General features: G+C 70.5%; 9 protein-coding genes. 5 read left to right on the forward strand and 4 right to left on the reverse strand.

Features of this window, described 5'->3' with window-relative positions; genetic code table 11:
• Positions 1-115: 115 nt before the first annotated feature.
• Complete coding sequence (locus ACSRUE_RS01165) at positions 116-427, reverse strand: hypothetical protein (RefSeq protein ID WP_012232709.1); 312 nt, start codon at positions 425-427, stop codon at positions 116-118.
• Between the two features lie 488 nt (positions 428-915).
• On the opposite strand from ACSRUE_RS01165, the gene ACSRUE_RS01170 reads away from it, so the two are divergent.
• The gene (locus ACSRUE_RS01170) at positions 916-1,917 is read left to right on the forward strand and encodes an N-acetylornithine carbamoyltransferase (RefSeq protein ID WP_437743586.1); all 1,002 of its coding nucleotides are present in this window, start codon (positions 916-918) and stop codon (positions 1,915-1,917) included.
• A gap of 5 nt (positions 1,918-1,922) precedes the next feature.
• Complete coding sequence (locus ACSRUE_RS01175) at positions 1,923-3,257, forward strand: acetylglutamate kinase (RefSeq protein ID WP_437762258.1); 1,335 nt, start codon at positions 1,923-1,925, stop codon at positions 3,255-3,257.
• A gap of 46 nt (positions 3,258-3,303) precedes the next feature.
• Here the strand turns inward: ACSRUE_RS01175 and ACSRUE_RS01180 are convergent, their stop codons facing one another.
• Both ACSRUE_RS01180 and ACSRUE_RS01185 read right to left on the reverse strand, forming a co-directional pair.
• Positions 3,304-4,131, reverse strand: coding sequence for a GNAT family N-acetyltransferase (locus ACSRUE_RS01180; protein ID WP_441289413.1), 828 nt, complete (start codon positions 4,129-4,131; stop codon positions 3,304-3,306).
• Between the two features lie 169 nt (positions 4,132-4,300).
• On the reverse strand, positions 4,301-4,912 hold the full coding sequence (locus ACSRUE_RS01185; RefSeq protein WP_441289414.1) for a superoxide dismutase: 612 nt from the start codon (positions 4,910-4,912) through the stop codon (positions 4,301-4,303).
• A gap of 366 nt (positions 4,913-5,278) precedes the next feature.
• Between ACSRUE_RS01185 and ACSRUE_RS01190 the strand changes: the two genes are divergently transcribed.
• From ACSRUE_RS01190 to ACSRUE_RS01200, 3 genes are all read left to right on the forward strand, one after another.
• Positions 5,279-7,105 carry an OmpA family protein gene (locus tag ACSRUE_RS01190; protein WP_441289415.1) on the forward strand — a complete coding sequence of 609 codons (1,827 nt, stop codon included), beginning with the start codon at positions 5,279-5,281 and terminating at the stop codon, positions 7,103-7,105.
• A gap of 13 nt (positions 7,106-7,118) precedes the next feature.
• Positions 7,119-11,378: a hypothetical protein gene (locus tag ACSRUE_RS01195; RefSeq protein WP_441289416.1), complete on the forward strand. Its 4,260-nt coding sequence runs from the start codon at positions 7,119-7,121 to the stop codon at positions 11,376-11,378.
• Between the two features lie 190 nt (positions 11,379-11,568).
• Positions 11,569-12,435 carry an Hsp33 family molecular chaperone HslO gene (locus tag ACSRUE_RS01200; protein ID WP_441289417.1) on the forward strand — a complete coding sequence of 289 codons (867 nt, stop codon included), beginning with the start codon at positions 11,569-11,571 and terminating at the stop codon, positions 12,433-12,435.
• Positions 12,436-12,485: 50 nt separating this feature from the next.
• Here ACSRUE_RS01200 and ACSRUE_RS01205 read toward each other — a convergent pair whose 3' ends face one another.
• On the reverse strand, positions 12,486-13,121 hold the full coding sequence (locus ACSRUE_RS01205; RefSeq protein WP_441289418.1) for a TetR/AcrR family transcriptional regulator: 636 nt from the start codon (positions 13,119-13,121) through the stop codon (positions 12,486-12,488).

The following is a 13,121-nucleotide window of genomic DNA, read 5'->3' on the forward strand; positions in this document are numbered from 1 at the left end:
CGTGGCACGGGTCGGGCGCCGGCGCATCGCCACCGCGTGCATCGCCGAACCGCCCGCGCAAGCGGAGAGCGGCAGCGTCCTCGCGACGTGATGCAGCGCCACACCGCGGCGCCGGTCAGACAGGGGCGACGTGGTAGTCCGGTCCCTCTTCCCCGCGCAGGATCTCGGTATGAACGACCGACGCGCCCCGCAGGTGCGCCACCTCCCCGAGCTCGGCGTCGCCGCGATATGCCGAGAAGGCTTGTTCATCCGGAAACGTGACGAGGTGGATCTCCTTCAGGGTGAGCCCAGCGCCGTCGGGCGCGGTCACCACCGTCCGCTCGATCGCGCCGCCGTACCGCGCCATCACGGCCGCGGCCTTCCTCTCGTACGCGCGGAACGCGTCGAGCGCCTCGCAGCGCACCGTGAGGATCACGACCAGCGTCACCGGAACCCCCGCCCCTTCACGCCACCCCACCACCAAAGCACAAAAAAAGAGCGCCCATTCGACGGTGGGGGGGGAAACCGTCACGGGCGCTCTGCCCTACCTGTTTAGCAGGATGCAGGCCAAGGGTTGCACCCCCGATTTCCGCGAGTCTTTCCCTAGGGGACCTGCGTACTCCTTTCGTTCCTGAAATCAGCACCTGCAATCCTGGTATCCCCGGCACTGCCGAGGAGCCCGTCCAGCGGGTGGTGGGGCCGGCACGAGACCCTGCCCGCCACCGGCGTCGGTCCCCGCTCCCGACATCTCCTCGAAGCGAACCACGCTCACGGGCTTCTCGTCGCGTCGCGCGGCGGTCCCCGCTCGCCGGAGGCGAAGGGCCGCCCCCTTGAATCGCCCGCGCGCGCCGCGCGGCGCGCGCAGCGTTGACATCACGGCCAGGCTTGCTCCAATGCGAGTGCCCGCTCCGCGCCGTTCAAACGAGGAGGCATCCGATGCGGCACTTCCTGACCACGATGGACTACACCCGCGCAGAGATCGAGGGCCTCCTCGAGCGCGCGCAGCGCTTCAAGCGGCGGCCGATCGAGCCGCGCCTCAAGGACCGCACCATCGCGCTCGTCTTCTTCAACCCATCGCTGCGGACGCGCACCTCCTTCGACGTCGGCATCCGGGAGCTCGGCGGCCACGCCGTCGTGCTCGAGCCTGGCCGGAGCGCCTGGCCCATCGAGTTCGAGGAAGGCATCGCGATGGATGGCGAGCCGGAGGAGCACATCCAGGAGGTCGCTCGCGTGCTCTCCCGCTACGCCGACCTCATCGGCGTGCGCGCGTTCCCCAAGTTCCAGCGCTGGGAGGACGATCGCCAGGACAAGGTGCTCCAGGGCTTCGCCCGCCACGCCACCGTGCCGGTCGTCAACCTGGAGACCATCACCCACCCCTGCCAGGAGCTCGCGCTCGCGCTCGCCATGAAAGAGCGCCTCGGCCGCCTCGACGGCAAGAAGTTCGTCCTCACCTGGACGTATCACCCGCGCCCGCTCAACACCGCGGTCGCCAACTCGGCCGTTCTCATCGCGTCCAAGCTCGGCATGGACGTCACCCTCCTCTGCCCCAGCGAGGAGTACCACCTCGACGAGCGCTACCTCGACGCCGCCAGGAAGAGCGCCGAAGGCAACGGGCAGAAGCTCTCGATCACCTACGACATCAAGTCCGCCTACGAGGGCGCCCACGTCGTGTACGCGAAGAGCTGGGGCGCGATTCCCTACTTCGGGCGCTGGGAGCAGGAGAAGCCCATCCGCGACAAGAACAAGCACTTCATCGTCGATGAGCAGAAGATGGCGCTCACCGCGGGGGGGCTCTTCTCCCACTGCCTGCCGGTCCGGCGCAACGTGAAGGTCACGGACGCGGTGATCGACTCGCCAGCATCGATGGTCATCGACGAGGCAGAGAATCGGCTGCATGTTCAGAAGGCCGTGATGGACGTGCTGGCCAACGGGTGGTGACCACGATGGGTTCGACGCAAGACGTCATCGTCCGCCTGCTCAGGAACCTCGGCAGCCGCAAGGAGGTCGAGCAGTACCTGAAGCAGTACGCGGCCGTCGATCAGCAGAAGTTTGCGATCATCAAGGTCGGCGGCGCCATCCTCGACGAGGACCTCGAGGCGCTCGCGACCTCGCTCGTGTTCCTCAACCAGGTCGGGCTGTATCCCGTCGTCATCCATGGCGCCGGGCCGCAGCTCGATCGGGCGCTCGCCCAGGCGGGCATCCCGACGGAGCGGGTCAACGGCCTGCGCGTCACGACGCCCCGCATCCTGGAGATCGCCCGCCGCGTCTTCCTCCGCGAGAACCTGCGGCTCGTCGAGGCGCTCGAGGAGATGGGCACGCGCACGCGGCCGATCACGGCGGGCGTCTTCGAGGCGTCGCTGCTCGACGAGCCGCGCCTCGGGCTGGTGGGCAAGGTGGAGCGCGTCCATGTCGACGCCGTGAGGTCCAGCCTCCGCGCCGGGCACCTGCCGATCCTGGCCTGCCTCGGGGAGACGCCGGGCGGGCAGATCCTCAACATCAACGCCGACGTCGCCGCGCGCGAGCTCGCGCTCGCGACGCAGCCGTTCAAGATGATCTTCCTCACGAGCACGGGCGGCCTCCTCGACGAGCACGGGCGCATCATCTCGGCCATCAACCTCGAGGAGGATTTCGCGGGCCTCATGGCCCAGCCCTCGCTGAACGGCGGCATGCGCCTCAAGCTGCAGGAGATCAAGCTCCTGCTCGACGGGCTGCCGGCGACCTCCTCGGTCTCGATCACGTCGCCGGATCACCTGGCGAAGGAGCTCTTCACGCACACGGGCTCTGGCACGCTCGTCCGCCGCGGCGAGCGGATCCTCCGGCACGACACGCTGGACGGCATCGACCGCGACCGGCTTCGCGATCTGCTCGAGGCGTGCTTCCTGCGGAAGCTCGACGAGCACTACTTCGACAAGAAGCCTTTCTATCGCATCTACCTGTCCGACTCCTACCGGGCGACGGCGATCCTCACGCTCGACCCGGACGGGAGGGCCCCGCTCACTCCGTACCTCGACAAGTTCGCGGTGACCTCGGAGGCGCAGGGCGTGGGGATCGGCGGCTCGCTCTGGACGCGGATGAAGAACGAGAACCCGAAGCTGTTCTGGCGCGCCCGGAACGGCAACGAGATCAACCCCTGGTATTTCCAGCAGGCCGAGGGCAGCTACCGCAACGAGAACTGGACGGTGTTCTGGTACGGCCTGTCGAGCTTCGACGACATCCGCGCCTGCATCGATCACGCACTGTCCTTGCCGGCGACCCTGCGCCATCACGGCACGGTCTGACCCCGCCCTCACCCGCCGTGGCGAGGGCGCCTCGTCGCGCTCGGGCTCACGGCGGGTCGCCGCCGCCGTCGTTCTTCGCCTCTTCGAGCGGATCGATCGCCTCGTCCGTCGCGGGGCCCGGCGGGCGCGACGCCGGCAGCGAGCGCGACGCCGGCAGCGGGCGCGACGCCGGCAGCGGGCGCGACGCCGGCGGCGGGGCGCTCGACCTCTTCTCGCCGCCGCGCGCCTTCAGCGTCCGCCGCGGCGCTCGCTTCGGCTTCGCGGGCGCGCCGAGCGCCTCCGGGTTGCGGGGCTTCTTGAGCGCCCGAGGCGGCAGGAGCTCCGCGTCGACAGCGACCTTCTTCGCCATGAAGATCGCGGCGTCGAGCCGGTAGAAGCTGCGCTTCCGGTAGAACTTGAGGGCGCCGTCGTTGTTCTCGGCCACCTCCAGCACGAGGTGGGTGCAGCCGTGGATGCGCGCGAGGTGCTCGAGCTGCTCGAGCATGAAGGCGCCGACGCCGCGGCCCTGGTACTCGGGGTGGACCGCGAGCTCCTCGACGAAGAGCGGGCGCATGTCGTGCTTCGTGAAGTAGCGCTCGTTCATCCAGTTATCGGTCCCGGTGATCTCGAAGGCGCACTCCGCGTAGCCGACGATCTCCTGACCGTGCGCCGCCCGGACCTCGAAGAGGAGCTGCTCGACCCCTTCTTCCTCGTAGACCTCGAGGAACCGCTTCTTCGAGCGAGGCCGCTGGTATTCGACCGTCTCCCGGTTGACGTCGCGGAACACCTTCTTGAGGAATTCCCAGACCCGGTTCAGGTCGCGCCGGTGGATCCGGCGCACGTAGATGAGGCTCTCTTCCCCGGCGCCGCGGGTGCTCGACTCGGCCTTGCTCATCGCCGCGCCCAGTCTACAGGACGAACGCGGACGGGGCACATGGGGCGAGGCATGATCTGGAAAGCCGCGTCTCCGGGCAGTCCGGTCCGAGGGGAAGGTGGTCGTCGCGTGGCGTGGGAGCGCCGAACCCGCCGGCGGGAGCGCGGGCCCCCGCCGGGTCACGACGGAATCACCCCTGCTGAGCGTGCGGCCCGATCTGCGCGAGGCGCGCGTTGATCACGTCCCAGTTCAGGCCCGAGAGCACGTTGGCCACATAGTCCGCCTTCTTGGTCTGGTAGTCCGCAAAGTACGCGTGCTCCCAGGCGTCGATGGCGACCATGATATGCGTGTTCGCGAACAGGCCGACATCGTGCTCGGTCCGGATGAGGTTATTGAAGAGCTTCTGCTCCTGGTAGTCGTACACGAGCACCGTCCAGCCGTGCGCGCTCAGGAGCGCCGCCTTCGCGTCGGCCAGCCAGGCGTCGAAGCTGCCGAACGACGCCTCGATGAGCTTCTTCGACTGGGCGCTCGGCTGCGTCGAGCCGTTGCCGATGTTCTCGAAGTACAGCTCGTGGAGCACCGTGCCGTTGAAGGCGACCGGCTCGCGACGCTTGAGCTCGCTGTACGCGTTGTACGAGTAGTTCGGCGCGCTGCGGTCAGCCTTGCCAAGCAGCTCCCAGATCTCGTTGAGCTTCTTCACGTAGCCCTGGTACAGCGTGAAGTGAGCCTTCAGCTGCAGGTCGCTCAGTCCCTTGGCGTTGCCGCCGAGGAGGTTGTCGAAACTCTTGGGTTCGCGGGACATGGTGCCTCCTAAACGAGTACCGCAGGCAGTGCGTGCCGCGGGGTCACGGCGCCGCTTTACCGCCGCCGTTCTCCAGTAGCAACCCTGCCGTGCGACGTGACACACCGCCGACTCACGACGCCATCGGGCCTGACCCTCCGCGCAGGAAACTCCGGACGCCGGCTGGATTTGCGCCGTGATCCCGCGCAGGGACGCCACGACCCCCGCGCGCCGCAGCGCGCCGCAGCGCGCCGCAGCGCGCTGCGCCCGAGCTGGCCCGATCGGCCGGCGCGCCCCAAAAACCTCGTGAAACATTGAACGCCGCCGCCGTTTCGGTCGATACTCCTGGTGCTTGCTGTTCCTTCGCGCAAGGAGGCGACCTCGTTCATGCCGGCTCGTACACAGGGGACCCATCCGACGGCCGCGCTCGCGGCGGCGCTGTGCCTGCTCGGCGCAGCGGCTCACGCCGAGGCGCAGGAACCCGCGAGACCTGAAGGTTTCGCGCTCGACAGGTTCCAGCCTGCGCCCGCCGGCGACAGGATGTTCGGAGTCCAGTCCGCCTACACGGCAGGAAACGCCGCACCCCACATCATGCTCCTCGGCGATTACGCCCAGGATCCGCTCGTGTTGCGGCGGTTGTCGGGGAACGAGGAGTCCGGCGACGGCAAGGTCGTCGGCAGCCAGCTCCTGCTCCACCTGAGCGCCTCGCTCTCTCTGTGGGAGCGCCTCACGGTGAACATCGATCTGCCCATCGCGCTCCAGTCGGGCGACGGCGGAGCCGCCTCCGGCGCCTTGCTGCCGCCGCCGACCAGCAGCGCCCTCGGGGATCTCCGGCTCGGCGCGCGCGCGACGCTCCTGGGCGGCTACTTCGATCCGTTCCAGATCGCCCTCGGCGGCTACGTGTGGCTGCCGACCGGCGACCCCGAGGCGTATTCGGGCGACGGCAGCGTGCGCGGCGGTCCGCAGCTCGTCCTCGGCGGCCACCTGGATCGCGCGGTGTGGTCGCTCGCCGCGGGGCCGGAGTTCCGGTCCACGAAGCAGTTCGCCAACGTCGAGCAGGGGATGACGGTGCACTGGGGCGCCGGCGTCGGGCTGCTGCTCGACGACGAGCGACGCCTGCAGATCGGCCCTGAGATCACCGGCGCGATCACGGTCACCGACGTCCAGCAGCGCACGACCAACCTGGAAGCCCTGCTCGGCGGGCGCTACCGCTTCGCGGACGACTTCGAGGCCGGGCTCGGCGTGGGCCCTGGCCTCACCCCCGGCGTCGGCACGCCCTCGTTCCGCGCGGTGGCCATGGTCGCCTACTCGCCCGAGGTGAAGCCGCCCGTGCAGGACCAGGACGCCGACGGCATCGCCGACGCGGACGACGCGTGCCCGCACACCGCGGGCGTCCGCAGCCCGGATCGCACGAAGAACGGCTGTCCGCCGCCCAAGGACGCGGACCACGACGGCATCCTCGACGAGGTCGACGCCTGCCCCGCCGTGGCCGGCGTCGCCTCGCCGGACCCGAAGAAGAACGGCTGCCCGCCGCCAGGGGACCGCGACAAGGACGGCATCACGGACGACGTCGACGCCTGCCCGGAGCAGGCCGGCCCGGCGAACGACGACCCGAAGCAGCACGGGTGCCCGCCGCCGCCCGATCGCGATGGGGACAAGGTGCCCGACGCGTCGGACGCCTGCCCGGATCTGCCCGGCCTCGTCACGACCGACCCGGCGACGAACGGCTGCCCGGGCGACACCGACGGCGACGGCATCCGCGACGACAAGGACGCCTGCCCGAACGAGAAGGGCAAGCCGAACGAAGATCCGGCGCAGAACGGGTGCCCGGTCGCGGTCCGGGTGACCGAGACCGAGATCGTCATCCTGCAGCAGGTGCAGTTCGACACCGGCAAGGCGACCATCCGTCCGGTGAGCAACGAGCTGCTCGACGAGGTCGCCGGCGTGCTCAAGGACCACCCGGAGATCCTCAAGATCGAGGTCCAGGGCCACACGGACGACCGCGGCACGCGCCAGTTCAACACGAAGCTGAGCCAGGCCCGCGCGGAGTCGGTGCTGAAGGCGCTCGTCGAGCGCGGCATCGCGGCCCAGCGCCTGCAGGCGAAGGGCTACGGCCCCGACGTCCCGATCGCGGAGAACAAGACCGAGGCGGGTCGCCAGAAGAACCGGCGCGTCCAGTTCAACATCATCGAGAAGGAAACGAAGCAGCCCTAGGCTGGAGGCGTCGATGGCAAAGCGATTGGCATTCACGGGGCTCACCAGCGCCGCGCTGCTCGGGGCGCTCTCCGGGACCGCGAGCGCGGCTCCAGTGCGCCGGGTCCAGGTGGCGCAGCGGGGTGATTTCGTCCTCATCGGCAACACGCTCGCGCACGACTGCGCGTCGTCCACGCCCCCGCCGCTGGTGGGCACGGTCGGGACGTGCGGCACGACCGCGACGCTGGGGGACTCCGCCCCCGATGTCTACTGGCGTGGCGACAGCCCCCTCGCCGGCCAGGCCGAGGCGAACAACACCATCGATCCCGCGGCCGCCCGCAGCACCGCGGTCCTCAGCCTCCCCGCGGGCGCTCGGGTGACCCACGCGTACCTCTACTGGACGGTGAGCCGCGACAGCGGCACCTCGGCCGATCTCACCGTGACCCTGGATCGGCCTGGCGCCTTCTCTTCCAGCGTGACGGGTACGATCTCGGGCCAGACGGAGCTCTTGGGCCTCGCCCACGCCCAGACGGTCGCCAACGTCACGTCGATCGTGCAGACGCGCGGCGCGGGGGCGTATCGCCTGAGCGGGATCTCCAACGGGACCGATCTGGACGGCGTGAGCCAGCAGATCGCGTTCGCCGGCTGGTGGATGGTCGTGCTCTACGAGCAGACGACCGCGCCCGCGCGGAACCTCGCCGTCTTCGACGGGCTGGATCAGGTGATCGACGGCGCGACGGTGCGGTGGAAGGTCTCGGGGTTCGTCGTCCCCTCGGGCGCCGGCCAGGCGAAGCTCGGCGTCGTCGGGTACGACGGCGACAGCTCCACCGGCGACGCGCTCGAGTGGAACGGGACCGCGCTGTTCGACGCGCAGAACCCGGTGGACAACTTCTTCAACAGCTCCCGTTCGTTCCTCGGCGCGCCGATGTCCTCGGTGGGCGATCTGCCGAGGCTCACCGGCGGGCCGCTGAGCATGAGCGGCATCGACATCGACGTGACGCAGGTGCCGGCCAACCTGCTCGTGGCCGGCGACACGGAGGCCGAGGTCGGAGCGGCCGTCAACGGCGCCGACAGCTACCTGCTCGGCGGCCTCATCACGTCGGTGCCGACGCGCCTCCCGGATCTCTCCACGTCAACCAAGTCGGTCCTCGATCTCAACGGCGGCGGTGTCACGCCTGGCGACACGCTCGAATACACGATCATCGTCGCCAACACCGGGGATGACAACGCCGCGACGATCGTGCTGAACGACCCGCTGCCCGCCGGGGTCACCTACGTGCCGGGCTCGCTCGAGATCGCCTCGGGCCCGAACATGGGCGGCGTGACCGACGCGCCCGGCGATGACGAGGGCGAGTACGTCGCCGGATCGAGGACGGTCCGCGTCCGGCTCGGCGACGGCGCCGACGCGGCCCAGGGCGGGTCGCTCGGCGTCAACGAGACCACGACGGTGCGGTTCCGCGTGACCATCGATCCGGGCACGGGCGGCGAGATCGCGAACCAGGCCATCATCACCGGGCGGAGCCCCGAGGGAGGCGCTGCCCAGGATTACCCGACGGACGGCAACGGCGCGGAGCCGGGCACGCCGCCCACGGAGATCCTCGTCGACAGCGACGGCGACGGGCTGAGCGACGGCGACGAGAAACGCGCCGGCACGGACCCGAACGACGCCGACACCGACGACGACGGCATCAGCGACGGCGACGAGGAGCTCTGGAATCGCGACACCGACGGCGACGGGCTCATCAACGCGCGGGACGTCGACAGCGACAACGACGGCCTCCTCGACGGGACCGAGATCGGGCTGGCGGACTGCAACGGCCCGGGGACGGACCCGCGGAAGGGGCACTGCGTGCCCGACGGCGACGCCGGGGCGACGACCACCGATCCGCTGGACGCGGACACCGACAACGGCGGCGTGCCGGACGGCTCCGAGGACACGAACCTGAACGGCGTGCTCGACCCTGACGAGACGGATCCGACGACCGGCCACGGGGCCGACGACACCCAGAACACCGACAGCGACGGCGACGGGCTGAGCGACAAGCTCGAGGAGCACCTCGGCACGGACCTGAACGACGCCGACTCCGACGACGACGGCGTGCAGGACGGGCGCGAGCCGAACCCGACGGACGACCACGACGGCGACGGGCTCATCAACGCGCTCGACGCCGACAGCGACAACGACGGCCTCTTCGACGGCACCGAGCTCGGCCTCGGCTGCGGCGGTCCGGGCACCGACGCCGCGGCGGGCAGCTGCAGGGCCGACGGCGACAGCGGGGCCACCAGGACCTCGCCGATCGACCCGGACACCGACCGCGGCGGCGCGACCGACGGGTCGGAGGACGTCAACCTCAACGGCGTCATCGACGCGGGCGAGACCGACCCGACGTTGAACCACGGGGCGGATGACGCGCAGAACACCGACAGCGACGGCGACGGGCTGAGCGACAACCTCGAGGCGACGCTGGGCACGGATCCGAACGACGCGGACTCCGACGACGACGGCGTGCTGGACGGGCGCGAGCCGAACCCGGCCGTAGACACGGACGGCGACGGGCTCATCAACGCGCTCGACGTCGACAGCGATAACGACGGGCTCTACGACGGCACCGAGCTCGGCCTCGATTGCAGCGATCCCGACACCGACGTGTCGGCCGGACGCTGCATCGCTGACGGCGACGCCGGCGCCACGAGGACATCGCCGATCGATGCGGACAGCGACGACGGCGGCGTGAGCGACGGCTCCGAGGACGCCAACCTGAACGGCGTCGCGGACAACGGCGAGACCGACCCGACCCGCGGGCACGCCGCCGACGATGGCGAGAACAACGACCGGGATGACGATGGGCTGAGCGACGACCTCGAGGCGACGCTGGGCACGGATCCGGACGACGCGGACTCCGATGACGACGGCGTGCTGGACGGGCGCGAGCCGAACCCGGCCGACGACGCGGACGGCGACGGGCTCATCAACGCGCTCGACGTCGACAGCGACGACGACGGCCTCTATGACGGCACCGAGATGGGCCTCGGCTGCGACGGCCCGGGCACCGACGCGGACGGCGGCCACTGCGTGGCGGACGCTGACGGCGGGGCCACGACGACATCGCCTGTCCACCGCGACACGGACCGGGGCGGCGCGACCGACGGCTCCGAGGACAGCAACCTGAACGGCGCGATCGAGGCCGGCGAGACCGACCCGACCGCCGGCCACGGCGACGACGACAGCCAGAACGTCGACGGCGACGGCGACGGGCTGAGCGACGATCTCGAGGTGTTCCTCGGCTCGGATCCGGAGGACCGCGACTCCGACGACGACGGCCTGCTCGACGGCGACGAGCCGAACCCGAGCGATGACGCCGACGGCGACGGGCTGCCGAACGTGCGCGACGCGGACAGCGACGGCGACGGGCTCTCCGACGGCACCGAGGCGGGGAAGGACTGCGCGGACGCGGACACCGATGCCGGCGCCGCGAGCTGCACGCCGGACGCCGACGGGGGTGCGACGAAGACGAGCGTGGTGAACCCGGACACCGACCGCGGCGGCGTGAGCGACGGCGAGGAGGACGCGAACCACAACGGCATGCTCGATGAGGGCGAGACCGATCCGAACAACCCCGCGGACGACCCCGGCGATCGGGACGGCGATGGGCTCTCGAACAGCGAGGAAGCAAGCCTCGGGACCGACCCGAACGACGCCGACAGCGACGACGACGGCGTGATCGACGGCGAGGAGATCGAGCCGGGCGCCGACAGCGACGATGACGGAAAGATCAACGCCCTCGACCCCGACAGCGACAACGACGGGCTCTTCGACGGCACCGAGCTCGGCAAGGATTGCTCGCACCCGGACACCGACGCCGCCGCGGAGAGCTGCATCCCCGACGCGGACGCAGGGGCCACGACGACCGACCCGATCAAGGCCGACACCGACGGCGGCGGCGTGATCGACGGCGAGGAGGACGCGGACCACGACGGGGTGGTCGACGAGGGCGAGCGCGATCCGAACAACCCGGCGGACGATCAGCCTGCGGAGTGCGAGCAGGACAGCGCTTGCGGCGCCGGGATGGTGTGCGACGAGGCCACGCAGGAGTGCGTCCCGGGCTGCCGCAACCCCGACAACACGATCGGCCCGTGCACCACACCGCTCCCCGGTGAGGGCGTCGTGGTGGAAGGCGGCGGCTGCGCCTGCACGGTGGGCGCGGACGGCGACGGCGGCCGCTCGGCGCCGTGGGCCTTGCTCGCGGCCGGCGCCTGCGCCGCCGCGCTGCACCGGCGCCGCCGGCGCAGCTGAGCTCTCCCCCCGGGCGACGCCCCCCGCGCCGCGCGGCAGGGGGCGCCTGTGCTACAACCCAACGGAACAACTATGCTTTTATGCGAGGCGCGCCCGCCTGCGGGGCGCCTCCGCCTGCGGCGACCGATGCGCCGCGGGTTGCCATCGGCCGTCCGTGGCCTAACGATGTTTTCCCACGGGAGAGTGCATCTTGCCCCGACCTTCTGATTCCGTCGTCCGCGCCATCACGATGGATGGCGCTTTTCGCGTCATCACGGCGCTGACCACCGAGACCGTGCGGGGGGCCATCGCGGTGCAATCTGCGATCGGCGCGACCGCGCAGCGGCTGGGAGAGCTGATCACCGGCGCCATCCTCGTGCGCGAGGCGATGGCGCCGAACCTGCGGGTCCAGGCGATCGTCAAGGGCGCGGCCGGTCACGGGTCCCTGGTGGCCGACTCGCACCCGGACGGCACGAGCCGCGGCCTCGTCAACCTGGGCAAGGGGGCCACGGCGGAGAGCGCGGTGGAGATCGGCGGAGGGTCGCTGCTGCAGGTCATGCGCACGCTGCCGAGCGGCATGCTCCACCAGGGGGTCGTCGAGATCCCGGCCGAGGGCGGCATCTCCGCGGGCCTGATGACGTACATGCAGGAATCGGAGCAGGTCGTCTCGATGATCGCGGTGGCGACGCTGATCGGCGCGGACGGCGTCGGCGCTTCCGGCGGCTACCTCGTGCAGCTGCTCCCGGAGGTCGAGCGCGGTCCGCTCATGGTGATGACCGAGCGGCTCAAGGACTTCGAGCGCCTCGACGACGTGCTCGCGCACGAGGGAGCCTCGGCGGACGTGCTGCTCGGGGAGCTGCTGTACGGCATGCCGTTCTCACGGCTCGAGGACTCGCCGCTCAGCTTCAGCTGTCGCTGCAGCGAGCTCCGGGTGATGGCCACGCTGGCGAGCCTGCCGCGGAGCGACATCGAGGAGATGGTCACGGACGGGAAGGTCCTCGACATCCGCTGCGATTATTGCGGCAAGGACTACCAGGTGTCGCCGTCGCAGCTCCGCTCGCTGCTGACGACGAGCTGAGCCGCCGCGCGCCTGCGCGCGGCCGGCGGGCTACACGCCCACGCACGGGGTCACGCGGGCTCGCGGGGCGAGAGGCCGCGGATCACGAAGGCGATGACCCGCTCCATTTCCGCCTCGTCGTCCCACGCCGCGTCGGGAGCGATGTACACGCGGTGGACGATGTACCCCACGAACGTCGAGGCGACGCAGCGGATGACGAGGGGCGGCGGCCACCCGACGATGTGCCCTTCGCGCTGGAAGTGCTCGATCAAGGTGATCCCCTTCTCGAGGAGCGGCCCGAAGACCCTGCCGGCGATGCCGAGCCGCAGCTCGGCGTCGAACGGCAGCTCCTGCGCGAGGATGCGCACCAGCTGCGGGTGCGCGCGCACGAAGGCGATGCGCTCGGCGAGGAGCGCCCGCAAGAACGCCTCGAAGGTCGGGTACGTCGCGTCGAAGAGCGGGTCCATGGAGCGCGCCAGCGCGGGCCCGACGAGCCGTTCGACGGCGGGACCGATGACGCCCAGGAGGAGGTCCCGCTTGCTCGGGAAGTACTTGAAGATCGTCGCCTCGGCGACCCCTGCGCGCCGCGCGATCTCCTTGGTCGCGGTCCCGTGGAAGCCCTGCTCGGCGAAGGCGGCCACCGCAGCGTCGACGATCTTCTTCTGCGCCTCGGTCAACGTGTCGTTCGGGCGCGGGCGTCGGCTCAT

Origin of the sequence: Sorangium sp. KYC3313 (genome assembly GCF_052075895.1) — a bacterium.
In the GTDB taxonomy this organism is placed as follows: domain Bacteria; phylum Myxococcota_A; class Polyangia; order Polyangiales; family Polyangiaceae; genus Sorangium; species Sorangium cellulosum_B.

Bases quoted from the DNA above. Each gene is read 5' to 3' on its own strand.
- ACSRUE_RS01170 (WP_437743586.1), top strand. From the start codon at position 916: ATGCGGCACTTCCTGACCACGATGGACTACACCCGCGCAGAGATCGAG.
- ACSRUE_RS01175 (WP_437762258.1), top strand. From the start codon at position 1,923: ATGGGTTCGACGCAAGACGTCATCGTCCGCCTGCTCAGGAACCTCGGC.
- ACSRUE_RS01180 (WP_441289413.1), bottom strand. From the start codon at position 4,131: ATGAGCAAGGCCGAGTCGAGCACCCGCGGCGCCGGGGAAGAGAGCCTC.
- ACSRUE_RS01185 (WP_441289414.1), bottom strand. From the start codon at position 4,912: ATGTCCCGCGAACCCAAGAGTTTCGACAACCTCCTCGGCGGCAACGCC.
- ACSRUE_RS01190 (WP_441289415.1), top strand. From the start codon at position 5,279: ATGCCGGCTCGTACACAGGGGACCCATCCGACGGCCGCGCTCGCGGCG.
- ACSRUE_RS01195 (WP_441289416.1), top strand. From the start codon at position 7,119: ATGGCAAAGCGATTGGCATTCACGGGGCTCACCAGCGCCGCGCTGCTC.
- ACSRUE_RS01205 (WP_441289418.1), bottom strand. From the start codon at position 13,121: ATGAGCCGACGCCCGCGCCCGAACGACACGTTGACCGAGGCGCAGAAG.